General features: G+C 38.4%; 26 protein-coding genes. 18 read left to right on the top strand and 8 right to left on the bottom strand.

What is annotated here, in order from left to right:
* Positions 1-1,040: LPXTG cell wall anchor domain-containing protein (locus D8787_RS08575; protein ID WP_125422855.1), on the top strand; the 1,040-nt coding region annotated here is incomplete at its 5' end.
* A gap of 113 nt (positions 1,041-1,153) precedes the next feature.
* Here D8787_RS08575 and lysS read toward each other — a convergent pair.
* The 5 genes from lysS to D8787_RS08550 form a co-directional block, all read right to left on the bottom strand.
* Positions 1,154-2,644 (bottom strand): lysine--tRNA ligase, encoded by a 1,491-nt coding sequence (lysS, locus tag D8787_RS08570; RefSeq protein ID WP_125422852.1) that lies wholly within the window; start codon positions 2,642-2,644, stop codon positions 1,154-1,156.
* 287 nt (positions 2,645-2,931) lie between these two features.
* A complete protein-coding gene (locus tag D8787_RS08565; protein ID WP_125422850.1) occupies positions 2,932-3,549 on the bottom strand; it encodes a histidine phosphatase family protein in 618 nt (205 codons plus the stop codon).
* Positions 3,546-4,031: an aminoacyl-tRNA deacylase gene (locus tag D8787_RS08560; protein ID WP_125422847.1), complete on the bottom strand. Its 486-nt coding sequence runs from the start codon at positions 4,029-4,031 to the stop codon at positions 3,546-3,548. Before D8787_RS08560 ends, D8787_RS08565 begins: the two co-directional genes overlap by 4 nt.
* Positions 4,031-4,873 (bottom strand): DUF368 domain-containing protein, encoded by an 843-nt coding sequence (locus D8787_RS08555; RefSeq protein ID WP_125422844.1) that lies wholly within the window; start codon positions 4,871-4,873, stop codon positions 4,031-4,033. The genes D8787_RS08560 and D8787_RS08555 overlap by 1 nt, the downstream gene beginning before the upstream one ends.
* A 94-nt stretch (positions 4,874-4,967) precedes the next feature.
* Positions 4,968-5,768, bottom strand: a complete 801-nt coding sequence (locus D8787_RS08550; protein ID WP_125422840.1) for a GH25 family lysozyme — start codon at positions 5,766-5,768, stop codon at positions 4,968-4,970.
* 155 nt (positions 5,769-5,923) lie between these two features.
* Between D8787_RS08550 and glmU the strand changes: the two genes are divergently transcribed.
* From glmU to D8787_RS08515, 7 genes are all read left to right on the top strand, one after another.
* Complete coding sequence (glmU, locus tag D8787_RS08545; RefSeq protein ID WP_125422837.1) at positions 5,924-7,303, top strand: bifunctional UDP-N-acetylglucosamine diphosphorylase/glucosamine-1-phosphate N-acetyltransferase GlmU; 1,380 nt, start codon at positions 5,924-5,926, stop codon at positions 7,301-7,303.
* A gap of 9 nt (positions 7,304-7,312) precedes the next feature.
* On the top strand, positions 7,313-7,858 hold the full coding sequence (locus D8787_RS08540) for an NUDIX hydrolase (protein WP_102211186.1): 546 nt from the start codon (positions 7,313-7,315) through the stop codon (positions 7,856-7,858).
* An 11-nt stretch (positions 7,859-7,869) separates the two neighbouring features.
* The gene (gene macP / locus D8787_RS08535) at positions 7,870-8,181 is read left to right on the top strand and encodes a cell wall synthase accessory phosphoprotein MacP (RefSeq protein ID WP_000517861.1); all 312 of its coding nucleotides are present in this window, start codon (positions 7,870-7,872) and stop codon (positions 8,179-8,181) included.
* A gap of 16 nt (positions 8,182-8,197) precedes the next feature.
* Positions 8,198-8,890 (top strand): 5'-methylthioadenosine/adenosylhomocysteine nucleosidase, encoded by a 693-nt coding sequence (locus D8787_RS08530; RefSeq protein WP_125422834.1) that lies wholly within the window; start codon positions 8,198-8,200, stop codon positions 8,888-8,890.
* A 76-nt stretch (positions 8,891-8,966) separates the two neighbouring features.
* Positions 8,967-9,458 carry a chromosome segregation protein RocS gene (gene rocS / locus D8787_RS08525; protein ID WP_000021242.1) on the top strand — a complete coding sequence of 164 codons (492 nt, stop codon included), beginning with the start codon at positions 8,967-8,969 and terminating at the stop codon, positions 9,456-9,458.
* 251 nt (positions 9,459-9,709) lie between these two features.
* On the top strand, positions 9,710-10,300 hold the full coding sequence (locus tag D8787_RS08520; RefSeq protein WP_125422831.1) for a 3'-5' exonuclease: 591 nt from the start codon (positions 9,710-9,712) through the stop codon (positions 10,298-10,300).
* Positions 10,301-10,308: 8 nt separating this feature from the next.
* Positions 10,309-12,072, top strand: coding sequence for a glycerophosphoryl diester phosphodiesterase membrane domain-containing protein (locus tag D8787_RS08515; RefSeq protein WP_125422828.1), 1,764 nt, complete (start codon positions 10,309-10,311; stop codon positions 12,070-12,072).
* A gap of 72 nt (positions 12,073-12,144) precedes the next feature.
* Here the strand turns inward: D8787_RS08515 and D8787_RS08510 are convergent, their stop codons facing one another.
* The 3 genes from D8787_RS08510 to D8787_RS08500 all read right to left on the bottom strand — a co-directional run bounded on the left by D8787_RS08510 (position 12,145) and on the right by D8787_RS08500 (position 13,911).
* Positions 12,145-12,444, bottom strand: a complete 300-nt coding sequence (locus tag D8787_RS08510) for a YbaB/EbfC family nucleoid-associated protein (protein WP_000981526.1) — start codon at positions 12,442-12,444, stop codon at positions 12,145-12,147.
* A 193-nt stretch (positions 12,445-12,637) separates the two neighbouring features.
* Positions 12,638-12,880 (bottom strand): type B 50S ribosomal protein L31, encoded by a 243-nt coding sequence (locus D8787_RS08505; protein ID WP_000710764.1) that lies wholly within the window; start codon positions 12,878-12,880, stop codon positions 12,638-12,640.
* A 95-nt stretch (positions 12,881-12,975) separates the two neighbouring features.
* Positions 12,976-13,911, bottom strand: coding sequence for a DHH family phosphoesterase (locus D8787_RS08500; RefSeq protein WP_125422825.1), 936 nt, complete (start codon positions 13,909-13,911; stop codon positions 12,976-12,978).
* Between the two features lie 103 nt (positions 13,912-14,014).
* Here D8787_RS08500 and D8787_RS08495 point away from each other — a divergent pair, with 103 nt between their 5' ends.
* The 10 genes from D8787_RS08495 to D8787_RS11465 form a co-directional block, all read left to right on the top strand.
* Positions 14,015-14,458 (top strand): flavodoxin, encoded by a 444-nt coding sequence (locus D8787_RS08495; RefSeq protein WP_001162128.1) that lies wholly within the window; start codon positions 14,015-14,017, stop codon positions 14,456-14,458.
* A gap of 115 nt (positions 14,459-14,573) precedes the next feature.
* Positions 14,574-14,840, top strand: coding sequence for a chorismate mutase (locus D8787_RS08490; protein WP_125422822.1), 267 nt, complete (start codon positions 14,574-14,576; stop codon positions 14,838-14,840).
* A complete protein-coding gene (gene crcB, locus D8787_RS08485; RefSeq protein WP_125422819.1) occupies positions 14,837-15,211 on the top strand; it encodes a fluoride efflux transporter CrcB in 375 nt (124 codons plus the stop codon). The genes D8787_RS08490 and crcB (D8787_RS08485) overlap by 4 nt, the downstream gene beginning before the upstream one ends.
* The gene (crcB, locus tag D8787_RS08480; RefSeq protein WP_125422816.1) at positions 15,205-15,552 is read left to right on the top strand and encodes a fluoride efflux transporter CrcB; all 348 of its coding nucleotides are present in this window, start codon (positions 15,205-15,207) and stop codon (positions 15,550-15,552) included. The genes crcB (D8787_RS08485) and crcB (D8787_RS08480) overlap by 7 nt, the downstream gene beginning before the upstream one ends.
* Positions 15,553-15,621: 69 nt before the next feature.
* Complete coding sequence (locus D8787_RS11470) at positions 15,622-15,789, top strand: hypothetical protein (RefSeq protein ID WP_002892762.1); 168 nt, start codon at positions 15,622-15,624, stop codon at positions 15,787-15,789.
* Positions 15,790-15,792: 3 nt separating this feature from the next.
* Positions 15,793-16,659, top strand: coding sequence for a replication initiator protein A (locus D8787_RS08475; protein ID WP_093584813.1), 867 nt, complete (start codon positions 15,793-15,795; stop codon positions 16,657-16,659).
* Positions 16,660-16,722: 63 nt separating this feature from the next.
* Positions 16,723-16,989: a thiopurine S-methyltransferase gene (locus D8787_RS08470; RefSeq protein WP_093584816.1), complete on the top strand. Its 267-nt coding sequence runs from the start codon at positions 16,723-16,725 to the stop codon at positions 16,987-16,989.
* 438 nt (positions 16,990-17,427) lie between these two features.
* Complete coding sequence (locus D8787_RS08465; RefSeq protein WP_049524989.1) at positions 17,428-17,745, top strand: hypothetical protein; 318 nt, start codon at positions 17,428-17,430, stop codon at positions 17,743-17,745.
* A gap of 252 nt (positions 17,746-17,997) precedes the next feature.
* Positions 17,998-20,595, top strand: coding sequence for an SEC10/PgrA surface exclusion domain-containing protein (locus D8787_RS08460; RefSeq protein ID WP_125422813.1), 2,598 nt, complete (start codon positions 17,998-18,000; stop codon positions 20,593-20,595).
* A gap of 196 nt (positions 20,596-20,791) precedes the next feature.
* The coding region (locus D8787_RS11465) for an SspB-related isopeptide-forming adhesin (RefSeq protein ID WP_398575254.1) at positions 20,792-24,309 on the top strand (3,518 nt) is incomplete at its 3' end.

Below are 24,309 nucleotides of genomic sequence, written 5' to 3'. Positions count from 1 at the left end.
CCCCAGAGGATTACACAAAAGGAATGAAGATTCCAGAAGGTGGTAAAGTAACGAATGTTGCAAACATTCCCGACTTAACAACGCCAGGTAAGAAAGATCCAGTTAAGGTAACGATTGAATTGCCAAATGGCAAAGTGATTACAGTTGATATTCCAGTCACTGTTACTCCAGTTAAGGAAATTGAAACACCAGTAACAAGCACACCGTTAACTCCAGAGGATTACACAAAAGGAATGAAGATTCCAGAAGGTGGTAAAGTAACGAATGTTGCAAACATTCCCGACTTAACAACGCCAGGTAAGAAAGATCCAGTTAAGGTAACGATTGAATTGCCAAATGGCAAAGTGATTACAGTTGATATTCCAGTCACTGTTACTCCAGTTAAGGAAATTGAAACACCAGTAACAAGCACACCGTTAACTCCAGAGAATTACATAAAAGGAATGAAGATTCCAGAAGGCGGTAAAGTAACGAATGTTGCAAACATTCCAGACTTAACAACGCCAGGTAAGAAAGATCCAGTTAAGGTAACAGTAGAGTTGCCAAATGGCAAAGTGATTACAGTGGAAGTTCCTGTAACAGTAACACCTAAATCACAAAATGGTGGCGGAGCAATTGCTCAAAATGGTGGTTCAACTGTGCAGATTGTAACGGAATACCTAGATGAAAACGGAAACCGTATTACTTCAGATAAAGAAGGAAAACACAATCCAATAGAGTTGGAAGGATATGAATTTAGTCATTCAACAACGGATGCTAAAGGAAATACACTACATCACTATAAGAAAGTGAACAAACCAATCAATCAAGAGCAACCAAGCTCTCCAGAGACTCCTACAAGTCCAGAAAAACCAGTAGCTACTCCAGTTCAGACAAGTTATACTGATTCTAAACCAGTAGCCGTTGAAACAACCGTAGCCAATGACAAGAAGGAATTACCAAATACTGGTACAGAAGATAAGACTGGTCTAGCTAGTCTTGGACTTCTTGGAATGTTGAGTGCATTCGGACTAGTAGCTCGTAAGAAAAAAGAAGACTAAGAAAGAAAAACTTCCTTTCTAAAGTCCAATAGAAAAATAGACTGAGGTGAAAACTTCAGTCTATTTCTTTTGGCTATGAAAAAATCCCCTGACGAGAGCCAGAGGATAAGAGATTATTTCATTGTTGGGAAGAGCAATACATCACGGATAGTGGTTGTATCAGTGAGGAGCATGCAGAGACGGTCGATACCGATTCCCAAACCACCTGTTGGAGGCATACCGTATTCAAGGGCCTCGATGTAGTCGTAGTCGATACCTGTCGCTTCATCGTCACCAAGTTCTTTAGCTTTAGCTTGGGCTTCGAAACGGCTAAGCTGATCGATTGGGTCGTTGAGCTCAGTAAAGGCATTACCGTACTCCTTAGTCATGATGAAGAGCTCGAAACGATCAGTAAAGCGTTCGTCTTCAGGATTTTTCTTAGCGAGTGGAGATACAGCTACTGGATGGCCATAGACAAAGGTTGGTTGAATCAAGGTTTCTTCAACAAACTCTTCAAAGAAGGCATTGATAATGTGACCAACTTCAGTGTAGTGTTTCTCAACTGGAACTTTCTTCTCAGCAGCGATAGCTTTGGCTTCTTCCAAAGTCATATCTTGCCAGAAGTCTACACCAGTAATTTCCTTGATAGCATCCACCATGTGAACACGTTTAAATGGTTCGTTGATCTTGATTTCAGTACCTTGATAGTTAACTGGGCCATCACCTTTGACTGATTTAGCAGCGTGTTGGATAATACCTTCCGTCAAGTCCATGATGTCTTGGAAGTCTGCATAAGCTTGGTAAACTTCGATAGAAGTAAACTCAGGGTTATGAGTAGCATCCATTCCTTCGTTACGGAAGATACGGCCAATCTCATAGACACGTTCCATACCGCCAACGATAAGGCGTTTTAAGTGAAGCTCAGTTGCGATACGAAGGACCATGTCAATGTTTTGGGCATTGTGGTGAGTGATAAATGGACGAGCAGCAGCACCACCAGCTTCGTTGTGAAGAACAGGCGTTTCTACTTCAAGGAAGCCTTTTTGGTCAAGGTAACGACGGATTTCAGAGATGATTTTTGAACGAGTGACAAAGCGCTCGAAGCTTTCGCGGTTAGAAATCAAGTCAAGATAACGTTTACGGTAAATTGTTTCAACGTCTGTCAAACCGTGGAATTTCTCTGGAAGTGGACGAAGGGCCTTAGACAAGTGTGTAATGTGGGTTGCCTTGATAGAGAGTTCTCCCATATCTGTACGCATGACTTCGCCTTCGATACCAAGGAAGTCACCAAGGTCTGCTTTTTTGAAGATTTCGTAGTTTTCTTCACCGACAGCATCTTTACGAACGTAGATCTGGATTTGGCCTTCGCGGTCTTGAAGGTGGGCAAATCCAACTTTACCTTTACCACGTTTAGTTACCAAGCGTCCTGCGATAGTAGCTGTTTCGTTTTTATCGTGTAATTGTTCTTTATCGAGGTCAGCATATTTATCTTTTAATTCTTGAGAGTTAGCAGTGCGTTCAAAACGTTTTCCGAAGGGATCAATTCCTTGTTCACGGAGCGCAGCCATTTTTTCACGGCGAACGATCTGCTGGTCATTTAGTTCTTCCATATGTTCTGTTGACATGGGATCCTCCTAGTTTTACTCAAAATTGAATACGATGAGTCATTTTTTGCGATACTCCCATTTTATCATAAATAGCCAAGAAATTCACGGATAATCTTTAAAAACTAAAAAGAACTTGACACTAATACTCTTCGAAATTCTCTTCAAACCACGTCAACGTCGCCTTGCCGTATGTATGTTACTGACTTCGTCAGTTTCATCTACAACCTCAAAACCATGTTTTGAGCAGCCTGCGGCTAGTTTCCTAGTTTGTTCTTTGATTTTCATTGAGTATAAAATCAAGTTCTTCATTGATAAGAAGTATCATTCCACGTATCGAGAGTAAATGTTTCAAAATCATGGGTTTCTATAATGGTCAGGCTGGCATTTGCTAGACCGCCATCTTTACGAAGAAGAGGTTCTTTATAGCCTAGTAGAGTACGAAGACTGGCAGTAAGATTGGCGCCGTGGCCGACAATTAGAATACGCTCAGCTGGACTATCTTTGAGTGATTTGATAAATTGGATGGTCCGTTTTGTTGTGCTATAGAGGGATTCGGCTCCAAACATTTGAGTGTCGAATTTAGCCAGATTTGAACGAAAAGCCTGGATTTGTTGCGGGTAAATAGCTTCCAAGGTTGCGATTTTCAAACCTTCCAACTTCCCCAGTTGCCATTCACGGAGATTAGGAACACTTTCTAAAGGACAGGGCGTCTGGAGTTGACTTTGGATAATCTCAGCAGATTTGACCGCTCGAGGTAAATCACTTGCATAAATCTGATCAAAAGGAATATCCTTGAGATACTGGCCGAGTTGTTTTAGGGTTTCAATGGATTCAGGAAGAAGGGGAGAATCTCCACTAGCACCTTGAAAACGACCTTCTTGGTTCCAGAGGGTACGACCGTGGCGGACAAAGTAGAGTTTCATTCTTGGTTGCCCTCCAAGATATCTGCAAAGTCAGCCTTTACAAAGCTAGCCAAGTCTTGTGGTGCGACGATAATGCTGTGACCCACTTCCCCAGCAGAGACAATCATTTGATCCAAGTCTAGAGCAATCTTATCGATAAAAATGGGGTAATTGTGTTTCTGACGAATACCGACAGGATTATTGGCTCCATGAATATAACCTGTTGTTTTTTCCAAGTCCTTTTGTGGAATCATGCTCACTTTTTTATTGCCAGAAATTTTAGCTAATTTCTTTTCTGACAGGTGTTGAGTGATAGGGACAATTCCGATAATCGGTCCTGTTTTATCTCCCAAAAGAGCCAAGGTTTTGAAAATCTGATCTCGTTCATAACCTTGCGGAAGTTCTCCTTCAAGCGCATTGATTTGAATCCCCTGATGTGGGATACCTGCTTTAGACAGGATTTGTTCCACCAATGTTTTTTTGATTTTAACTTTTTTTGCCATTATTTATACTTATCCTCCAATTGGCTCATCCAAATACCAAGCCAGATTCCTAGTGCAAAGAAGAAGGCGATGATGACATAACCGACATGTGAAAGCCCCATGTATTGGATACTTTCAGCGTTTCCTGCATTTGGGATTAAGATTAAAAGAGTACTTGATAAGACGATTCCGATGATGAAATGATAGACGCGTGAGTGGTAGTTATTTAAGGCATAATCCATCAATTTTGAAAAAATGATGAGAGTTGCACCTGCACCAATTCCAATCGGGAAGAAGGTTCCCAAGAGGTCAAAGGTTTTAAAACCAGTCAACATAGGAGCATAGAGACCCAAAATCAAAAGTAGATTTGATGGACTAAGGCCAGGAACCAATACGCCAAGAGCCAGTAGTGCACCTGCTAGGACGAAATTAAGAAAGCTGGCACTTAAGGTTCCAACGACAAAATTTAAGGCATAGAGTCCTAATCCAGAAATGATAAAGGTTGACCAGAACCAAGCTAAATCAATCTTGTCTCGGTCAGATTCTCGAGTTGATTCTTTGAGGAGGCTAGGAACAGTACCAATGATAGCTCCTGCAAAGCTCCATAAGACAAAGACCTGATAATTTTCAAGCAAGTATTCAATCGGGTAAGAAAATAAGCCGATTCCCAGAAGCATACCGATGGCAACTGGAATAAAGTACAAAACATTTTCTTTAAAGTCTTTAAAGGGGTGGGCCAGAAAGCCAATCATTCGTTCATAAATTCCTAAGATTGCTGCTAGAACCCCTCCGGAAATTCCCGGTAAGATAAATCCAAGAGCAATCACAATTCCTTTAATAATACGTGCTAACCATGAGAGCATATACTTCCTCCAACTATTTCTATTTCAAAAAATCCTTACTATATTGTATCACAATCTAAAACAAAAAGAAAAAGCAAATGCTAAACAAATGCTTTTAAGGTTTTAAAAAGAGTTTTCTAAAGGTTTCTTCTTTGTTTTTTAAGGAAGAAATGACGTTGATGTCCAAATCGTGGTCAAAGCCAGCAATTTTTCCTTTAGATGTGTACTGATGAATGTCGTAATCTAAATCAGTCTTAGGAGTTGCCTCGTAAAATCCTGAGTCAGAACCATAGGAAGGAATCCAAACAGAGGTAAACTTGTCTGTATCAATACTGTGTTCTTCCATGAAGTAGACCCCAACGTAGATGCCGATGTTTTTAGCACCTAGGGATTCTAGCTTTGCACGAAAGGCTTCAACACCTTCGTTCATATTGGACATAGTTTTGTCTTCCACATCTAGCCAATAGTAGCTAGGGCTGTATGGCGATGAAGCGTTATAAAAAACTTCAGCGGCCTTTTCCATTTCTTGGACACTTTTTCCAGCTACAAAGGCATAGACACCAACTGGGACATTTCGTTTTTGAAACTCGGTAATATGGGTTTTAAAGGCCTTATCTACCCCATTAACAAAGGAAGCATCGTTTTCTTTTGAAGACTGAGCGCCACTATGGACACGAACGATAGCTCCAGAAATGTTTTGAGACAGAGTATCGTAATTAATTTCCTCAGGACGTTGCCAACCAGAAACATCAATTACTGGTTTATCTATATTGTGTAGCGCTTGTGTCTCTACTTGCGCGATATTTGACTTTGTTTTTACAGGATGATCCTCAAAACGAGGACGATTCAGGATTAAAATGAAAATTATAATCCCAAAAAAACCAAATAAAATAAGTGGATTAATTTTCTTTCTCATATCTCATAATTTTACCTTAAAAATGGGAAAAAATCAAAAAAAATACTCAAAAAATGGGTTAAGGAAAGGACTTTAGAGCATTTTTTCATTCAAGAGCGCGGAATGATTTGAAATATGGTATAATAAAAGGGAATTTCTAGAGAAAAGAGAAGATTATGTCAAATTATGCCATTATTTTAGCAGCGGGTAAAGGGACTCGCATGAAATCTGATTTGCCAAAAGTTTTGCACAAGGTTGCGGGTATTTCTATGTTGGAACATGTTTTCCGTAGTGTGGGAGCTATCCAACCTGAAAAGACAGTAACAGTTGTAGGACACAAGGCGGAATTGGTTGAAGAGGTCTTGGCTGGACAGACAGAATTTGTGACTCAATCTGAACAGTTAGGAACGGGTCATGCAGTTATGATGACAGAGCCTATCTTAGAAGGTTTGTCAGGTCACACCTTGGTTATCGCAGGAGATACTCCTTTAATCACAGGTGAAAGTTTGAAAAACTTGATTGATTTCCATATCAATCATAAAAATGTGGCCACTATCTTGACTGCTGAAACAGATAATCCTTTTGGCTATGGACGAATTGTTCGTAATGACAATGCTGAAGTTCTTCGTATTGTTGAGCAAAAGGATGCTACAGATTTTGAAAAACAAATCAAGGAAATCAACACTGGAACATACGTCTTTGACAACGAGCGTTTGTTTGAGGCTTTGAAAAATATCAATACCAACAATGCTCAAGGCGAATACTATATTACAGATGTCATTGGTATTTTCCGTGAAGCTGGTGAAAAAGTTGGTGCTTATACTTTGAAAGATTTTGATGAAAGTCTTGGGGTAAATGACCGTGTGGCTCTTGCGACAGCTGAGTCAGTTATGCGTCGTCGCATTAATCGTCAGCATATGGTCAATGGGGTCAGCTTTGTCAATCCAGAAGCAACTTATATCGATATTGATGTTGAGATTGCTCCTGAAGTTCAAATCGAAGCCAATGTTACCTTGAAAGGGCAAACGAAAATTGGTGCTGAGACTGTTTTGACAAATGGAACGTATGTAGTGGATAGCACTATCGGAGCAGGAGCAGTCATTACCAATTCTATGATTGAGGAAAGCAGTGTTGCAGATGGTGTGACTGTCGGACCTTATGCCCACATTCGTCCAGGTTCAAGTCTAGCTGCACAAGTCCATATTGGTAACTTTGTTGAAGTTAAAGGCTCTTCAATCGGCGAGAATACCAAGGCTGGTCATTTAACTTATATCGGAAACTGTGAAGTGGGTAGCCACGTTAATTTCGGTGCAGGAACCATTACAGTCAACTATGATGGTAAAAACAAATACAAGACAGTCATTGGCAACAATGTCTTTGTTGGTTCAAATTCAACCATTATTGCCCCAGTTGAGTTGGGTGACAATTCTCTTGTTGGTGCTGGTTCAACTATTACTAAAGACGTGCCGGCAGATGCTATTGCTATTGGCCGTGGTCGTCAGGTCAACAAAGATGAATATGCAACACGCCTTCCTCATCATCCCAAGAATCAGTAGGAGCCTATCATGGAATTTGAAGAAAAAACGCTTAGCCGAAAAGAAATCTATCAAGGACCAATATTTAAACTGGTTCAAGATCAGGTTGAATTACCAGAAGGTAAAGGAACTGCCCAGCGGGATTTGATTTTCCATAATGGAGCTGTCTGTGTTTTAGCCGTAACCGATGAACAAAAACTCATCTTGGTCAAGCAGTACCGCAAAGCTATCGAGGCTGTCTCTTACGAAATTCCAGCTGGAAAATTGGAAGTAGGAGAAAATACAGACCCTGTTGCAGCGGCTCTGCGTGAATTAGAGGAAGAAACAGCCTATACAGGGAAGTTAGAACTCTTGTACGATTTTTATTCAGCCATTGGCTTCTGTAATGAAAAACTAAAACTATACCTAGCAAGAGATTTGACAAAGGTGGAAAATCCGCGTCCGCAGGATGAAGATGAAACCTTGGAAGTCCTAGAAGTAAGTCTAGAAGAAGCCAAGGAATTGATCCAATCAGGTCATATCTGCGATGCCAAGACAATTATGGCTGTTCAATACTGGGAATTGCAGAAAAAATAGAGGAGGTCAGTATGGGTAAACCTTTATTAACGGATGAAATGATTGAAAGAGCTAATAGAGGCGAAAAAATTTCAGGTCCCCCTTTGCTAGATGATGAGGAGACTAAGATTTTACCAACATCTTCTTCCCGTTTTGGTTATGCCAATCCTAAGGATCATGGATTTAGCCAGGAAACCTTGAAGATTCAGGTCGAACCGTCTATTCATAAAAGCCGTCGCATCGAAAATACCAAGAGAAATGTCTTCAATTCTAAACTGAATAAAATCTTATTCGCAGTCATCTTTCTCTTGATTTTGCTTGTCTTAGCAATGAAACTTTTGTAATAGAAAAGGAATTGAAATGAAAATAGGAATTATTGCGGCTATGCCAGAAGAACTGGCTTATCTGGTCCAGCATCTAGACAATGCCCAAGAGCAAGTTGTTTTGGGGAATACCTATCATACAGGAACCATTGCATCTCATGAAGTCGTTCTTGTAGAAAGTGGAATTGGTAAGGTCATGTCTGCTATGAGTGTGGCGATTTTGGCTGATCATTTTCAAGTGGATGCTCTAATTAATACAGGATCAGCTGGGGCAGTAGCAGAAGGTATTGCTGTTGGGGATGTTGTGATTGCTGACAAATTGGCTTATCATGACGTGGATGTCACAGCTTTTGGCTATGCCTATGGACAAATGGCACAACAACCGCTTTATTTCGAATCAGATAAAGCCTTTGTTGCTAAAATTCAAGAGAGTTTATCTCAATTGGACCAAAACTGGCATCTTGGTTTGATTGCTACAGGAGATAGTTTTGTTGCAGGAAATGACAAGATAGAAGCGATTAAGTCTCATTTCCCAGAAGTTTTAGCCGTTGAGATGGAAGGGGCAGCTATTGCTCAAGCAGCACATGCTCTTAATCTTCCAGTTTTAGTTATTCGAGCTATGAGTGACAATGCCAATCACGAGGCCTCTATCTCATTTGATGAGTTTATTATCGAAGCTGGACGTCGCTCTGCCCAAGTTTTATTAGCCTTTTTGAAGGCCTTAGATTAAGCGAAAATTTGACAGTTTTTCTAGCTTATGATAAGATTTAAGTAAAGAAAAGCTAGAAAACGTTTCAGAGGATATTATGAGTATTGAAATGACCGTCAGTGAGATTGCAGAGGTTTTAGGATTATCTCGCCAAGCAATCAATAACCGTGTCAAAGAATTACCAGAAGAAGACACAGATAAAAACGACAAAGGGGTAACGGTCGTTACCAGAAGTGGCTTGATTAAGCTAGAAGAAATCTATAAAAAAACGATTTTTGAAGATGAGCCTGTCAGTGAAGATGTCAAGCAGCGTGAACTGATGGAGATTCTGGTTGATGAGAAGAATGCAGAAATTCTTCGTCTCTATGAACAATTAAAAGCCAAGGATCGTCAGTTATCAGAAAAAGACGAGCAGATGCGCATCAAAGACCGTCAGATTGCTGAGAAAGACAAACAACTAGATCAGCAGCAACAATTGACCCTTCAAGCCATGAAGGATCAAGAAAATCTTAAGCTAGAGCTGGACCAAGCAAAAGAAGAAGTCCAATCAACTAAGAAAGGCTTTTTTGCTCGTTTATTTGGAGGATAATCAAGGAGCTGTTTAGGTTAAATGCTAACCTGATGGCTTCTTTTATTTCTAAATAGTATAGTTGCTCAAGTAATACTCAATGAAAATCAAAGAGCAAACTAGGAAGCTAGCCGCAGGCTGCTCAAAGCACTGCTTTGAGGTTGTAGATAAGACTGACGAAGTCAGTTACATATATCTACGGCAAGGCGAAGCTGACGCGGTTTGAAGAGATTTTCGAAGAGTATAAAATAACAGTATAGGAGAGGTAGAAAATGGAACGATTAGAAGATTACATTGCTTTCGACTTAGAGTTTAATCAGCATGAAGGGCAAACACACTTGATTCAAGTATCGGCAGTGCGTTTTAGAGATGGTCAGGAAATCGATGCCTATGATTCCTATGTTCATACCAATGTACCTTTAAAAAGTTTTATCAATGGATTGACGGGGATTACAGCTGAGACCTTAAAAGATGCTCCTCCAGTGGAGGAAGTCATAAAAGAATTCCAAGATTTTGTGGGTTCTTTGCCAATGGTTGGATACAATGCTGCTAAAAGTGATTTGCCTATTTTAGCAGAGCATGGTTTAGACTACAGTCAGCAGTACAAGGTGGATCTGTATGATGAAGCTTTTGAACGTCGGAGTTCTGATTTACATGGTATTGCCAATCTCAAATTGCAAACTGTTGCCTCATTTCTCGGATTTCAAGGTCAGTCTCATAATAGCTTAGAGGATGCACGTATGACAGCGCGTGTTTACGAGTCCTTTCTAGAGTCGGATCAAGCTAGAGAATTGTTAGAGACAGAAAGTAGCCTATTGAACAATCCTTTTGGAGGCTTGGACTTGTCTCAATTATTTGACTAGGAGTGCCTATGAAACCTGAAAAACCTAAAAATCTAGGTTTTAAGCAGATATACTTTAATCTAGATAAAATACTCTTTCTATTTTTCTTGACTTTTATGATGATTGAGTTTGTCTGGTTACCAGCAAATTCTTGGATTGCTGGACTTTTGCTCCGTCAGACAGGCTATCTCTTTCTTTCCTACAACAATATTTTTGCCATTATAAAGGGTTCTCCCTTTGTTAGTCTTGCTTTATTTATTCTGGTGATTGTTAATTTATTGATCGCCTATTACCAGATAGGACTTCTCTTTATTGGTGCTCGGCATTTATTATGCCATGAAAAAAGGACCTTGCTGGAGTACAGTCGTAAGGTCTTTCGCCAAAGTTTCTTGTTTATGAAGCAAGTGACGATTTCCAAGATAGCCTTTATCTTCTTTTATGTCATGATGCTCTTTCCATTGATTCGAAAGATTTTAAAGATTTACTATCTCAATAAAATTGTCATTCCAGACTTTATCGTTGATTATGTGGAAGACAAGTATTGGCTGATAGGTATAGTGGTTACTATTTTGGCTTTACTTCTATTTTACATTTCAGTGCGTTTCATGTTTGCCCTACCTCAGCTTTTATTTGAGAAGAAAACAGTCAAAGAAGCAGTCAGATACAGTCTAGAGAAGACAAGAAAGTACTCCTGGTTTTATACTTGGAACTTGCTTTGGATTGTCGTCAAAACCTACCTATTTTTCATTCTTTTATTGATTCCAATATTAGCAAGTCAGGCACTGATGGATGGTCTGACCCATAAGGAATCTCTTGTACTGGGAATTATTAACTTTGTCTTGATTAAGAATTTCCACTATATAGCCTTGACTTACTTTCTCATTAAGTTTGTTTCCTTCTTAACAGGAGAAGAACTAGAAATCACACCAAGGAGAAAGAAAGACCACTGGATGAGATGGGGAGTGATGGGCTGTGCTTGTATCTTTTTCACTCTTGAGGGTTATGTTTATTTAGAAGCTCCAGTCGCCAATAAACCTTTAATCATTTCTCATAGGGGAGTATCCAATAAGAATGGTGTACAAAATACCGTCCAATCACTAGAAAAAACCGCTCAGTTATCTCCAGATTTCGTTGAGACAGATGTTCAGGAAACAAAAGATGGCCAGTTTGTCATGATGCATGATGCCAATATCAAGAACCTGACAGGAGTTAATGCCAATCCACAGGATCTAACTTTGAAAGAATTAACCAAACTTGATATTTCAGAAAATGGTTATCATAGCAAGGTGTCCAGTTTTGATGACTATCTCAATAAAGCCAATGAATTGCATCAAAAACTCCTCATTGAAATTAAAACCAGTCGAAAAGATAGTCCAGATATGATGAAACGCTTTATGGAAAAATATGGAACGGTTCTTAAGCAGAATGGTCATCAAATGCAATCTTTAGACTACCATGTGATTGATCAGGTGCTAGCCTACGATTCTCAAATTCCAGTCTATTTCATCCTACCTTACAATAGTATCTTTCCAAGAACCAAGGCCACAGGTTATACTATGGAGTATTCAACTTTAGATGAAAATTTTGTTAACAAGCTTTGGAATACGGATCAGAAATTGTACGTTTGGACCATCAATAGTTCAGAGTCCTTTGATAAATCAGTTCATTTGGGAGCTGATGGCATGATAACGGATGATTTGGAAATGATTCAAGATCAAGTTACCATTGCCCAAGAAGACCCAGAGTATACTGAATTGCTTTTCAAACAGGCCATGGAATTCTTTAATTTTTAATAAGCAAAAAGAGGAACAGTTGTTCCTCCCACGATAGGCAAGTATTCTCTTGAATGCTTGTTTTTTTAATGATTAGAATGGCAATTTCCCAGCGAAAGCCCCTAGTTTTTTCTTGGTAGTTTCATCGATTTGTTCAAGAGCAGAGTTGATGGCTTGAACGGTCATATCAGAAAGAGTTTCAAGGTCTTCTGGGTCAACGACAGCTGGATTGAAGTCAATGCTGACAACTTTTTTGTCACCTGTTAAGGTCGCTTGAACAAGGTCTTGAGCAGATTTTCCAACAAATTGCATAGCAGCAAGTTCAGCTTGGCTTTGTTCCATTTGTTTTTGAAGTTTTTGTGCTTGACGCATCATGTTTTGCATGTTCATCATGGTGATTTACAGTTTCCTTTTTCAATTATTTTCTTTTTTATTTTATCAATTTTGAAGTTAAAAGTCTATTGTTAGTATAAATCCCCTAACATTAAATTACCGAAGAGATTTTCGAAGAGTATGAGTCTGGAATATGAAAACAGCAGTTAATTTCAAGAAACAAAAAAGAACAGCCGAAGCTGTCTTTTTATCATTATTTGAGACCGTATTTTTTGTTGAAACGATCCACGCGTCCATCTGCTTGAGTGAACTTTTGACGTCCAGTGTAGAATGGGTGTGAGTCTGATGAAATTTCCACACGGATCAATGGGTAAGTTTCGCCTTCGAACTCAACTGTTTCGTTAGAACGTTTTGTTGAACCGCTAAGGAATTGGTAACCAGTAGTTGTGTCCATGAAGACAACTGGGCGATATTCTGGATGGATATCTTTTTTCATTTTGCAATATTTCCTTTCTGCCATGGTCTCTTTGCGAGCCATAGATTGTTACCATACTAGTCTATCAGATTCTGAAAAGTTTGGCAAGTATTTTATCAGTTTTTAAGCAAGTTTTTTAACTTTTGGTAGATGATTTCGTTTTCCTCTAGGCTATAGGAATTAGCACCGCTTGCTAGAGGGTGGCCTCCACCATCATGTTCTTTGGCAATTTCATTGATAGGATGGATTTTACTGCGTAAGCGGACACGGTAGTGGCCATCAGCCTGCTCCACAAAAATTCCCCAGAGACTCACACTATCAATACGTCCAGGTGCTCCAACAATGGCTGCAGTTTCAGCATCAGTAACATTAAATTGTTTCAAGACTTCTTGACTCAGGATAACACGAGCAGCACCATTTTCATCCACTTCCAGATGGTCGTAAATGTAGCCTTGAAGTTTAGCAATTTTGTAGCTCATAGTGTCCATTTTTCGAGTGAGAGCCGCAAAGTCAAAGTTATGTTCTCTCAAATAAGCAGCAAGGCGGAGGGTGCGTGCAGTCGTAGAAGGGTAGAGGAAGCGACCTGTATCACCAACAATTCCTGCAAAGAGCAACTCAGCAGCGCGATCTGACAAGGCAAGTTGGGTTGTTTGGGCAAATAGGGTAATCATCTCACTAGCGCTACTTGAACTAGTATCCACCCAAGATAGGTCACCATATACATCATCATTTGGATGGTGGTCAATCTTAATGAGAAAATCACCTTGACGATAGCGCTTATCATCGATACGAGCAGTATTCGCCGTATCACAGACGATAACAAGGGCACCTTGGTAGGCACTATCTTGAACAAGATCCATTTCAGCCATCCAAGTAAGAGTTGGTTCATCAAAACCAACTGCTTTGATGGTTTTTTCTGGGAAATGATGTTTGAGAAGAGCTTTCAATCCCACCTGACTTCCCAAGGCATCAGGGTCTGGTTTCATATGACGATGAATGATAATCGTGTCGTATTCTTTAATTTTTTCTAAAATTTGATGGCAAATTTCCATAAATAACCTCAATTCTTTCTCATTTCATTGTAGCACAAGAATTTTTATTTTTAAAATGAAAAAGATGTGATATAATGGAGAAAGATAAATTGAGGAGGACGATATGGCATTAGCAAAAATTGTATTTGCCAGTATGACCGGTAATACCGAAGAAATTGCAGACATTGTAGCAGACAAATTACGTGACTTGGGCTTGGATGTCGATGTTGATGAATGTACAACTGTTGACGCTTCAGACTTCTTGGAAGCAGACATCGCTATCGTTGCGACTTATACTTATGGCGACGGAGAATTGCCAGATGAGATGATGGACTTCTACGAAGACCTAGCAGATCTCAATTTGAATGGTAAAATCTACGGAGTGGTCGGCTCAGGAGATACCTTCTACGATGAATTCTGTAAGGCTGTTGATGACTTTGACCGTGTTTTTGTGTCAACAGGAGCAGAAAAAGGCTCAGAGTGTGTTAAAGTTGATCTCTCTGCTGAGGAAGAAGACATTGAACGCTTGGAACAATTCGCAGAAGAATTGGCTGCTAAAGTAGGATAAGCATAAACGTGCGCTGATGCAATCAATCAGTGCATTTTTCTTATCGTGAGTTGGGATTTTACTAGCCTATTTGGTGGCTTTTTGATACAATAATTCAAATAAAGGAGGAGACTGTATGGATTTAGATAGTATTCGGCAAGAGATTGATCAAATCGACGACCAAATTGTCAAACTATTAGAAGCACGTATGCATTTAGTTGAAGGGGTTGTCGCTTATAAGAAGGCTTCAGGGAAACCGATTTTAGATACCAAGAGAGAAGCGATTATCTTTGAAAAGGTCAGAAATCGTGTAGAGGACAAGCGCTATCAGGAGACTATTGTCGCAACATTTTCGGACATACTCAAACGTTCGCGTGATTATCAGGATCAAAACATCAAATGAAAAAAGAACAATTTTATCCGCTAGGGATTTTTCTAGCTGCCATGGTGGGCGGATTGGTTCGCTACCTGGTTTCTACTTGGTTGCCAGCCAGTCCTGATTTTCCTTGGGGCACCCTTCTTGTTAACTATCTAGGCATTTTCTGCTTGGTTTATCTGGTAAAAGGCTATTTGGTCTATAAGGGAACCAGTAAGGGAGTTATTTTAGCACTAGGGACGGGCTTTTGTGGAGGTTTGACAACCTTTTCCAGTCTCATGCTTGATGCTGTGAAACTGCTTGATACAGGGCGTTATCTTAGTTTAGTCCTGTATTTGCTTTTGAGCATCGGTGGAGGACTGCTTTTAGCTTACTATTTAGGGAGGAAGAAATGGTAATCGTCTATCTTGCAATTGCTTGTGGTCTTGGAGCGCTCGTACGGTATTTCTTTTCCCGCTATAATCAAACTTCTAAATTGCCACTCGGAACGCTCATAGCCAATCTTCTAGGTTGTTTTTTGATTGGCTTGCTCTACAACCATGTGGAGTCCAAGGAAGTTTATACTATCCTAGCAACAGGATTTTGTGGAGGGTTAACAACTTTTTCGACCTTGAATGACGAACTTCAAAGGTTGCTAAGCGATAAGAAGGTATTTTATTCTTATTTAGCTTTAACCTACCTAGGTGGTTTTATTGCGATTTTTTTAGGAATTCTGCTATGTAAGTGTCTAGTGTTTTGAGGTAAATAGAAAATATTGAGTTAACGGAAAATTCCGTTAGCTCTTTTTTGTGTTTTGGGAGGTAAAATTATGAGACGAAAAAGTAAGGAGAGAATTTCAAGAGAGATGATAATCCAGTTTTTGATGAAGGAAACAGGTTCAACACGAAAAGAAATAATAGCAAGTATAGAAGAACTTGAGGCCTTTGGATTGATAGGATTTAACGTGAATGGTGACTTTAGACTGAAAGAGGTGTAGTTGATGAGACAAATTCAGTTTATTAGTGCCAGCCATTATCAGACATCTGATCGCTTTTATGCCTTACCAAAGGTTTTGTTTGAAAATCCTATTTATGAAGATATGAGGTTAGATGCAAAAGTCGCTTATGCTATGCTTAAAGATAGACTAGATCTTTCTTTCAAGAATAATTGGATTGATGAAGATGGAAATATCTATTTGGTATATTCTAACTCTAATTTGATGAAGATCCTTAACTGTTCAAAATCTACCCTATTAAGAATTAAGAAGCAACTCACAGAGTATGGATTAATTCATGAGGTTCAACAATCTACAAGTAAATCAGGAAATCTAGCTAATCGAATTTATCTTGGTCTCTTGCAAGATGACACAGTTGCTAGAATGGTTGATAAATCAGGTGATTTCAAATCTGACACTAGGGGGGTGTCAGATTTAGACCAGGGGGGTGTCAAAAAAACACCAGGGGGGTGTCAGATTTATACGGGGCTGGTGTCAGATTTAGCCCCTAACGATACTGAATATAGTGAGACTAATAGTAATGACACTGAATTAGTTATTTCTGAGGAGGACGAGGAGAGATTCCCTAAAAATTCCCAAAATAATAAACAAGACAGTCTTTCCAGAAAAGTTGATAAAGCTAGCAGGTATGATAAGGATTATATCTATGATTTAGTTTATTCTCAGCTGTTAGAAGAAAATTACTCAGATACGATGGCGGCTTATATCATGATGCCATTTGAAGAACGTTATAGATATGCTTTAGAAAATATGCGATTTGCCCGTTCATCAGAAGTGATTGCTGAATACGTTTATAATGGTTTACTTGCAATTTATAATAGTAATGCTAGGAAATGTATGGGAAATAATTGAAAATGAAATATATCAAGTTAAGAAGAATTACAACAAATTGCTAAAAGAAAGAGAGTTGACTTTATGGGATTGTTTAATAGCCAAGAGAGAATTTACAGAGGGCAAGCTATGAAAGCTACACCTTCCCAACCAGTTCAAGAAATTGAAATGATTGTAGAGTATTTTGATAAAACGGTAGACAGTATTTCCGTCACTTCCAACTTGGAGGAACTAGAAAAATTGGTATCAAGTTCATTTGGAACAGGAGCGAGTATGAATTTTACATCAGCGACTCCACCGTTTTCTATCAACCCTAGATGGGTGAAGAAGATAACCTATCGGACAAAATAAGGATAGGAGATTACCATGCTAGTAGATTGTCCAATGTGTGATACAGAGTTCGATTCTGCTGAGGAATGCGGATTCTGTCCGTGTTGTGGAGAAGATTACGATTCTTTAGTAGGTGAAGACTGGAATTAAGATAGCCCCATATTTCTAAAATATTTGACCTGAGCAAGTCATGAAACTACTTTTGTTCTTTGAAAATTGAATATCTCCACTGTCCTGATTAGCGCAGTCTAGGCATAAAAAGAAGAATAGGGGTGGTGTGTATCTAGAAAGTATATCTAGTGCTGACTGCATGATGTAAAGTCACGGTTGACTTGTCCCGTAAGACGAAAGAGTTTGCGATTTCTAAACTATAAATCGTGCGTAAAAAACACAGTAGAGATGTACGGCATCAACTCGGCATGGCTGTAAATCAGCCTTTGATTCAAAAAGGAGGACAATATGAATCAAATAAAATCAACTAGTGAGGTTACACTCACTGACTTAAGACGACTAGGTTTGCAAGGTGATGCAACTGCACGACTTGCAAGTGGTGAAGAAATGAAATTAACTAGTAAGTATGGTCTTATTCCTAAAAAAGGATATGTAGCAGGAAAACTTCAAATCGTTGAAATGATTGCAGATTACTCTAAAATCTATAGAGATATACGCACCATTAAACGTGGGGATGTTTTAGTTGCTAGACGAATCAAACAGGGGAATAAACTAATCTTACAGCTAACTGGTAAAGGTTATCACCGACCTAACGGTAAAATTTAACAGATAGAGCCTCATCTATCTGTTTTAGGGAACAAGGAACTATTTCTTTGTTGCTGAAAGCAGATAGGTGATGTTATGAAAAGGTGAAGAAATGAGTATTATACAGATCATAGTTACAGCTATTCTTTTATCATCAGGGATTCTGGTATCTATGACTTTTATACCAAATAAATTGTCTGATAAAATCTCACGAAAACTAAAAGACTATTCAAATAAGCATTGTTTTAAATAATATCAAAAAGGAGAAATCAAATGGAAATCATGAATGAAGTTAAGAAAGTTATGTTGGCTAGTGTTATCGCAACCGCAAGTGTTGGCGTAACGACGCAAGTTACTGCAGAAGAGGTAAAACCTTCAGAGTTAACTTCAAGTAACCAACAGAAGACAGTAACTCAAAAAACAGTTACAGAAACTGATGTCGCACTCTCTCAAGCAAATGTGGAACAGGCAAACGCGGTTGTAAAAAACCAGGAGGAGATTGTAAAATCTAATCAAAACGAGGTAAAAGATGCAGAGAAAGTAGTTGAAGAAGCAACAGAAACTGTTATTCAAGCGGAGAAAGCTGTCAAGGAAGCTACTCCTAAAAATATCCAGGATGCAAAAGAAGATGTTTCTGTAAAAGAGGTTGCTGAGAAGAAAGCTCAAAAAGAACTGTCCTCTGCTGAAGAGCAACAAAAGCTAGCTGAAAAGAATGTTACTGATCAGGAAGTAAATGTCACAGAAGCTACTAGAAAACTTGCTGACAAAACAAAAGAAGTTACAGATGCAGAACGAACCGTAGCTGAAAAACAGGCTATTTTAGACGGCACTGGAGTTGCAGATGTCATCGCCAACGCTGAAGCTACAAAGCGAAACTTGGAAATGAGCGAAAAAGTTGCATCACAAGCTCGAGAAGATTTGGTGACTGCTAAAAAAGCGGATGACCAACGTGCTTCTAAACTGAAACAGGCAGAAGTAGAGGTAACGAGTACTGAAGGAACTAGGTTGGTGAAAGCGCAGGCGCTAGATCAAGCAACCACTCAAGCTTCTAACGTTGAAAATCAGTATCGAGTAGCTAAAGAGAATCTATCTAAGGTTCAAAGTATTCTGGATAGTTTGACAACGACCTCTATCACTTATCCTGCTGGATATGTAGAAGCTTTGAAGGCTTACTTCAAGAATCCTACCGAAGAGAATTCTAAAAAGTTACATGAAATTGCTAAGAAAGGCATGATAACTGCTGGCTTTAAAACTCCTGATGGAGGTAATAGCTATTACAGCAATCCAGTTTCCCTTTTTAAACAAAGTGAAGTAGATAAAAAAACTGTAATTGAAAATGTTAATTATCTATCTACTGAAATTCAAGAGGAACTTGCTTCTTTCAATGCGCATCTGATTAATGATTTCCGTCGGGTGATGGGAACAGATGATATTCCAGTTCTAGTGAATCGAGATATGCAGAAAGTGGCACAAAAGGCTACTCAACTATCGACCAATCAATATGGACATGATCAGGCTGCTTTGGATGTTGTCGCGAAAGAAGTAGGTTTAAATCAAGGGAATCAAAGTCTTCTTTCTGAAAATATAGGATTTCAAAAAACAGGTGATGTAGTGACACTAGCTGATTTAAAACAGCAGTCATACAATAACATCGTTATGATGCTATTTCATGATAAACATGCTGATTGGGGTCATGCTTTGAATTTTGCAGGACTTAATCGCAAGTCAGTCACTCTACAATACATTGGTGTAGCAACTCGAAAACTAGATCGAGGTTTGGTTGCGATGCACTATGTTGGAACAGATTCTAAAACAATTGATTTACTGAAAAATGAGTTCCATCAAAACGTTAAGATTGATACTAAGAACAATGTAGCTAGTCTTCAGGAAAAAATTCAAGTAGCCAGAGACTCTGTAGTACAGGCTCAGGATGCTTTTAATGATGCGCAAACTACTAACAAAGATGCGAAAGCTAGAAAAGAACAAGCACAGACAGAATATACTCAAGCAGAAGTTGCTGCGCAAAATGCAGTGACTAATCGTAAAGACATTCAGAATATTGCATTAAAAACTCCTGAAGCAGAAGCTAAGTTGAAGCAGGCAGAAGCAAACCTTAAAAAAGCTGGTTTAGAAAATAAACAAGCGCAAGAGGCTTTGGAACAGTTGAATGCAGATGTTAAAACTAAACGTGAAGTGCTCATGATTGCTAAAGAAAAACTAGCTGAAAAACAAACTGAATGGCAATCGCTGAATGAAGCTTTGACTGCTGAGAAAGAGGCATTGATTGTTAAACAAGGTGAACTTAATCGAATTAAAGAACTTGTCCTCAATCGTCAAGGCTTACTTTTAGAATTAACTGAAGCCTTGAAAGCATCAAAAGAGCGAGTGGAAGTTTTGCAAAATGCCCCACAACTCTTAGAAAAGGCAAAAGTGAATCTTGAATCTGCTCAAGAAGTTTTGAAAGAAAAGAAATCAATTCTAGAGTTAGCACTAGTCAAACTAGAAACTGCAAAAGCAGAACAAAGAAAGGTATTAGAGGCTCATAAAGAGTTATTGTCGGCTTATCGTGATTATCTGAAAGCACAACAAGAAATTGAGCATCAAAAAGATTTAGAGGTTCAAAAAGTAAGTATTGAACAAGATGAAAATTATCCTACTCCAGTAGTTCCAAATGACAAGATTTCGAAGTATGTCCAAGATGAAGTTAAGAATCAAGTAGCAAAAGTGGAAAATCCAGTCTATCAAGCTCCAGCTACAACAAATGAACTCCCTAAGACGGGTGAAAAATCTTCAAGTCTCTGGTTATTGGGGATGGTAACTATATCACTTTTAAGTTTGATGAAAATCAAACGAGAATCTAAGGAAAATTAAATTTATTAAAGTCATCAAGAACTCTTGGTGACTTTTTGATTGGGGAAAAATGATCATTGTATGTTTTAGAGCAAGAGCTCCTTCAAATTATTATCGAAAGTAAATAAAATTGAATACTATAAAACAAAATAAAGAGCACAACACTCTTTCATTCTGTGTTGTGCCTTGAGTGAAACGAAAGGAATGAATTATAAACATGAAATTCAATAATGAAACAAGAGCATTCGGATCAATCCGAAAGACCAAACGTTGGGGAACGTGTGGAGTTATTCTTGGTCTAGCTAGTTTAAGTCTTCTAAGTCCAGCTCTTGCAGACGAAATAACTGAAAATAAGGCTACGAATGCTCCCTATGCACAGACGAATCCAAGTAGTATTTCTACAGATAATCAAGGGAGAAGTGGTCAAAAGCAGGGAGCATTACCTATTCAAGTTCCCCATACGGAACTAGATTCTGCTGTTGATAAGGCTAGGGATGCAGGTTTAGTAGTTGTAAAAGAAAATCCAGTTGATAAAGGTATTGCAGAAACAGCAACAGACGCAAATGCAAAGTTGGCTGATATAAAACAAGACTATGGCAATCAAAAAGAACAGATCGAAAAAAAAGTAGAGGAATATAAGAATCAATCTAAATCGGTAAATACTAATGTTGAGCGTATTAGAAAAGAAAATACTGAAAAACAAGCAAATTATGCTCGTGAATTAGAAAAAGTAGAGAAAGAAAATGCCGTAACTTCTCTTGAAAATAAAGCTATTGAGGAAGAAAACAAACGATTAACCAAAGAGTATGAAGAGGCAAAGGCTAACCATTCATCGACTAATGTTGAAAGTATTGTTGGAAATAAGCCTTTGGTAGATTCTAAAGATGGTTTATCTTTATATGGTGGTTTTGATCGAACTTATGCAACTAGTATCGGTTATCATGGTTTTCCTTTGGAGACTATAAAGAAATTCAGTAAGCTAACAGAAGAAGAATTTAACAAAAGATTAGAGTCTTTGAAAGAAAAATGGAGAAGCAGTTATAAAAGTGAAGATCAAATTAGACAAAAGTTAGCTGGTGATCCTGGTAGAGATTGGCTTAGTTCAGAGTTAGAAAACCTTCTAGGTTCAGATGCTGGGAAGTTTGAGGACAAGATTCATAAGTTGAAATCTAAAGACCAGGGTGGAATTAAATATTACGACTTCCTGTTATTAAATGATAAGGGAAAGACACATGCGGAAAATTTGACTGGAAGTATTCGTTGGAAAACAGATACAAAAGTGGAAGATATAGCTGGAGTAGCAGATAAATTTGTCAATAGAGCTTATAAGGATCCATGGAAAGAAGGTACGGGCGATAAGACTTTATCTACAAAGTTTTATGATGTTCATAAAGGGTTGACATTTAAGCTAGCTAATGTTGGAGAATTTGAAGATGGTAGTAAACTAGATCTACGTTTTACAGTTGCTGAAGAGCCAAAAATGGCATACAAGTATAGTAGTACTGAGTTGAATACAGATAAGGACAATGCGGCAACTAGAGAATATGGAACTCTACCTGCTCTAACTGTTGGTAAGGCAGCTAAAGATGATAGTCTAATGTTCTATTATAATAATTTGGAGAGTCTTAAATTTCATGTAGAATTTTTAAAGAATGGGAAAAAGGCAAAAGTAGCACTTTCTACAATGATTTCGGATGTCGATTGGAATCAAGGTTCAGAATTTGTGTTTAGTGATGTCACTTTAAAAGATCAGTTATATTCTCCAGATGAAGATAAACTAACGTATAGTGGTTCTAAAGGTTCTTATGTTCGAGGTTTAAAAATCTATGAAGGTCATAAAGTTTATGCTCCTTTTGAAAATGGGATAGCTGGAGATAAAGCTCAAGCTCCTGAGGGAACCTACTTGGTTAGCGGTTACGGAGATAGTTTTGACTATACTTTTTATGCAAGAAAAAGTGTTTTAGATGGAACAGTTAAGGATGGGGATTTTAATGTTTATAATGCTTTTAGCTTTATGAAAACTTCTGGAGGTTTACAGTTTAACTTATTTGGCTCCTCAGCTAAGGGTGTTGTCCATTCAACTGTGACAGCTCCTAAATTGAAAGAAATAAAACCCTTAAAAGAATTACCTCCAGCTCCATTATTAACGACTGTTCCAGATGTTATTCCTAAACCTGAAATTCATTATCACTATAATTCCTTTGGAATTCGTCCGAACCTAGAAAAGTTTGTCAAGAATTCTAAGGGGGAATCTATTAATAAAAGCTATGTACCAAAACTTTCAACGGTAGAGTGGGAATTAACAACTAAGCCTCTTCCAGCTAATCGTGAAGCTATTACCGACTTTGAAATTGTGGATGCCTTGCCTTCAGGTTTTGTGTTAGATGTTGAAGCTTCAAAGAAGATCAATTCTGATTTTGAATTAACTTATGATAAAGCGAGCCATGTTGTTCGTGTGAAAGGCTTAGAAAGTTTGAAATCTAAGCTTAATCAAGATTTAAGTAAGGAAGTACAAGTACCAGCTCCAATTTTAGTTGGTAAAGTAACGAATGATGGTGCAACCTACAAGAATAACTTCCAATTAAAAATTAACAATAAGTACGAAAGTTATTCAAATATTGTTCAGGTATCAACACCTGGTAAACCGAATGACCCTGATAATCCAAATAACAACTTAATTCAGCCAATAAAACACAATCATAATAAGGATGGTGTTATTATTGATGGAAAAACAGTTCTAGCTGGTTCGACAAATTACTACCATATTACCTTGGATTATGATCAGTATAAGGGAATAAAGGCAGATCCATCCGCTATTCTGAAAGGCTTTGGTGCAATGGATGATTATCCAGAAGAGGCAGTGACTACTAATCAATCAGATATTCGTTATATTGATAGCGAAGGAAAAGAAGTTTCTGGTATCTCAGTGTATCAGTATGATTCTATAGATTCCGTTGATAATGATAAGGTCAAAGCATTTCTTGCTAGTTCTGAAATTAAGCCCAAGGGTGCTTTCCAAGTATTTTTAGTGGATGATCCAGAAGCTTATTTTAACCAGTATATTAAATCAGGAAAATCGGTTACAATTATTAATCCAATGGTAACCAAGGAAGAACTACGAAATACAGGGAAATCATTTGAAAATACAGCTTATCAAGTTGATTTTGGTAACGGTTATCAAACAGATACAGTTGTAAATAACGTTCCTACCGTGAAACCTACCAAGAAGAATCTGAACAAGGCAGGTGTGAACATCGGTGGTAAACAGGTATTGGCAGGCTCTGTCAACTACTACAAGGTAACGGCAGATTATAGCCAATACAAGGGCATTGAAGCGGATAAAGACCGTATTGCCAAAGGGTTCTATATTGTAGATGACTTCCCAGAAGAAGCAGTTACAATCAATCAAGACGGTGTTCAAGTAACGGATTCTAAAGGTCAAGTGGTTAAAGGGTTGAAAATGGCTCTTTATGAGAGTTTAGCTAAGGCCCCATCAGGTGTACAAGAAGCTCTTAAATCAAGCAACTTCAAACCAAAAGGAGCTATCCAAGTGTTTGAGGCAGAGAATCCAGAAGAGTTCTACAAGACCTATGTGCAAGCTGGAGAAGTTCTGACGATTACCAATCCAATGACTGTTAAGAAGGAATTGGGTCAAACAGGTGGTAAGTATGAGAATACAGCTTATCAATTAGACTTCGGTAGTGGCTACCAGACCGATAAGGTAGAGAATAATAT

The sequence above is a fragment of the Streptococcus mitis genome (genome assembly GCF_003944325.1).
GTDB lineage: Bacteria > Bacillota > Bacilli > Lactobacillales > Streptococcaceae > Streptococcus > Streptococcus mitis_CW.
This window is presented reverse-complemented; position numbering and strand designations above follow the sequence as displayed.

Excerpts from the sequence above, each read along its gene's own strand:
- D8787_RS08520 (WP_125422831.1), top strand. The coding sequence starts at position 9,710 with ATGGAACGATTAGAAGATTACATTGCTTTCGACTTAGAGTTTAATCAG.
- D8787_RS11470 (WP_002892762.1), top strand. The coding sequence starts at position 15,622 with ATGAGACGAAAAAGTAAGGAGAGAATTTCAAGAGAGATGATAATCCAG.
- D8787_RS08550 (WP_125422840.1), bottom strand. The coding sequence starts at position 5,768 with ATGAGAAAGAAAATTAATCCACTTATTTTATTTGGTTTTTTTGGGATT.
- D8787_RS08515 (WP_125422828.1), top strand. The coding sequence starts at position 10,309 with ATGAAACCTGAAAAACCTAAAAATCTAGGTTTTAAGCAGATATACTTT.
- D8787_RS08470 (WP_093584816.1), top strand. The coding sequence starts at position 16,723 with ATGGGATTGTTTAATAGCCAAGAGAGAATTTACAGAGGGCAAGCTATG.
- crcB (WP_125422819.1), top strand. The coding sequence starts at position 14,837 with ATGAAAAAAGAACAATTTTATCCGCTAGGGATTTTTCTAGCTGCCATG.
- D8787_RS08510 (WP_000981526.1), bottom strand. The coding sequence starts at position 12,444 with ATGATGAACATGCAAAACATGATGCGTCAAGCACAAAAACTTCAAAAA.
- D8787_RS08560 (WP_125422847.1), bottom strand. The coding sequence starts at position 4,031 with ATGGCAAAAAAAGTTAAAATCAAAAAAACATTGGTGGAACAAATCCTG.
- D8787_RS08495 (WP_001162128.1), top strand. The coding sequence starts at position 14,015 with ATGGCATTAGCAAAAATTGTATTTGCCAGTATGACCGGTAATACCGAA.
- crcB (WP_125422816.1), top strand. The coding sequence starts at position 15,205 with ATGGTAATCGTCTATCTTGCAATTGCTTGTGGTCTTGGAGCGCTCGTA.
- D8787_RS08530 (WP_125422834.1), top strand. The coding sequence starts at position 8,198 with ATGAAAATAGGAATTATTGCGGCTATGCCAGAAGAACTGGCTTATCTG.
- D8787_RS08460 (WP_125422813.1), top strand. The coding sequence starts at position 17,998 with ATGGAAATCATGAATGAAGTTAAGAAAGTTATGTTGGCTAGTGTTATC.
- D8787_RS08540 (WP_102211186.1), top strand. The coding sequence starts at position 7,313 with ATGGAATTTGAAGAAAAAACGCTTAGCCGAAAAGAAATCTATCAAGGA.
- rocS (WP_000021242.1), top strand. The coding sequence starts at position 8,967 with ATGAGTATTGAAATGACCGTCAGTGAGATTGCAGAGGTTTTAGGATTA.
- D8787_RS08565 (WP_125422850.1), bottom strand. The coding sequence starts at position 3,549 with ATGAAACTCTACTTTGTCCGCCACGGTCGTACCCTCTGGAACCAAGAA.
- D8787_RS08475 (WP_093584813.1), top strand. The coding sequence starts at position 15,793 with ATGAGACAAATTCAGTTTATTAGTGCCAGCCATTATCAGACATCTGAT.
- glmU (WP_125422837.1), top strand. The coding sequence starts at position 5,924 with ATGTCAAATTATGCCATTATTTTAGCAGCGGGTAAAGGGACTCGCATG.
- lysS (WP_125422852.1), bottom strand. The coding sequence starts at position 2,644 with ATGTCAACAGAACATATGGAAGAACTAAATGACCAGCAGATCGTTCGC.
- D8787_RS08555 (WP_125422844.1), bottom strand. The coding sequence starts at position 4,873 with ATGCTCTCATGGTTAGCACGTATTATTAAAGGAATTGTGATTGCTCTT.
- D8787_RS08505 (WP_000710764.1), bottom strand. The coding sequence starts at position 12,880 with ATGAAAAAAGATATCCATCCAGAATATCGCCCAGTTGTCTTCATGGAC.
- D8787_RS08500 (WP_125422825.1), bottom strand. The coding sequence starts at position 13,911 with ATGGAAATTTGCCATCAAATTTTAGAAAAAATTAAAGAATACGACACG.
- D8787_RS08490 (WP_125422822.1), top strand. The coding sequence starts at position 14,574 with ATGGATTTAGATAGTATTCGGCAAGAGATTGATCAAATCGACGACCAA.
- D8787_RS08465 (WP_049524989.1), top strand. The coding sequence starts at position 17,428 with ATGAATCAAATAAAATCAACTAGTGAGGTTACACTCACTGACTTAAGA.
- macP (WP_000517861.1), top strand. The coding sequence starts at position 7,870 with ATGGGTAAACCTTTATTAACGGATGAAATGATTGAAAGAGCTAATAGA.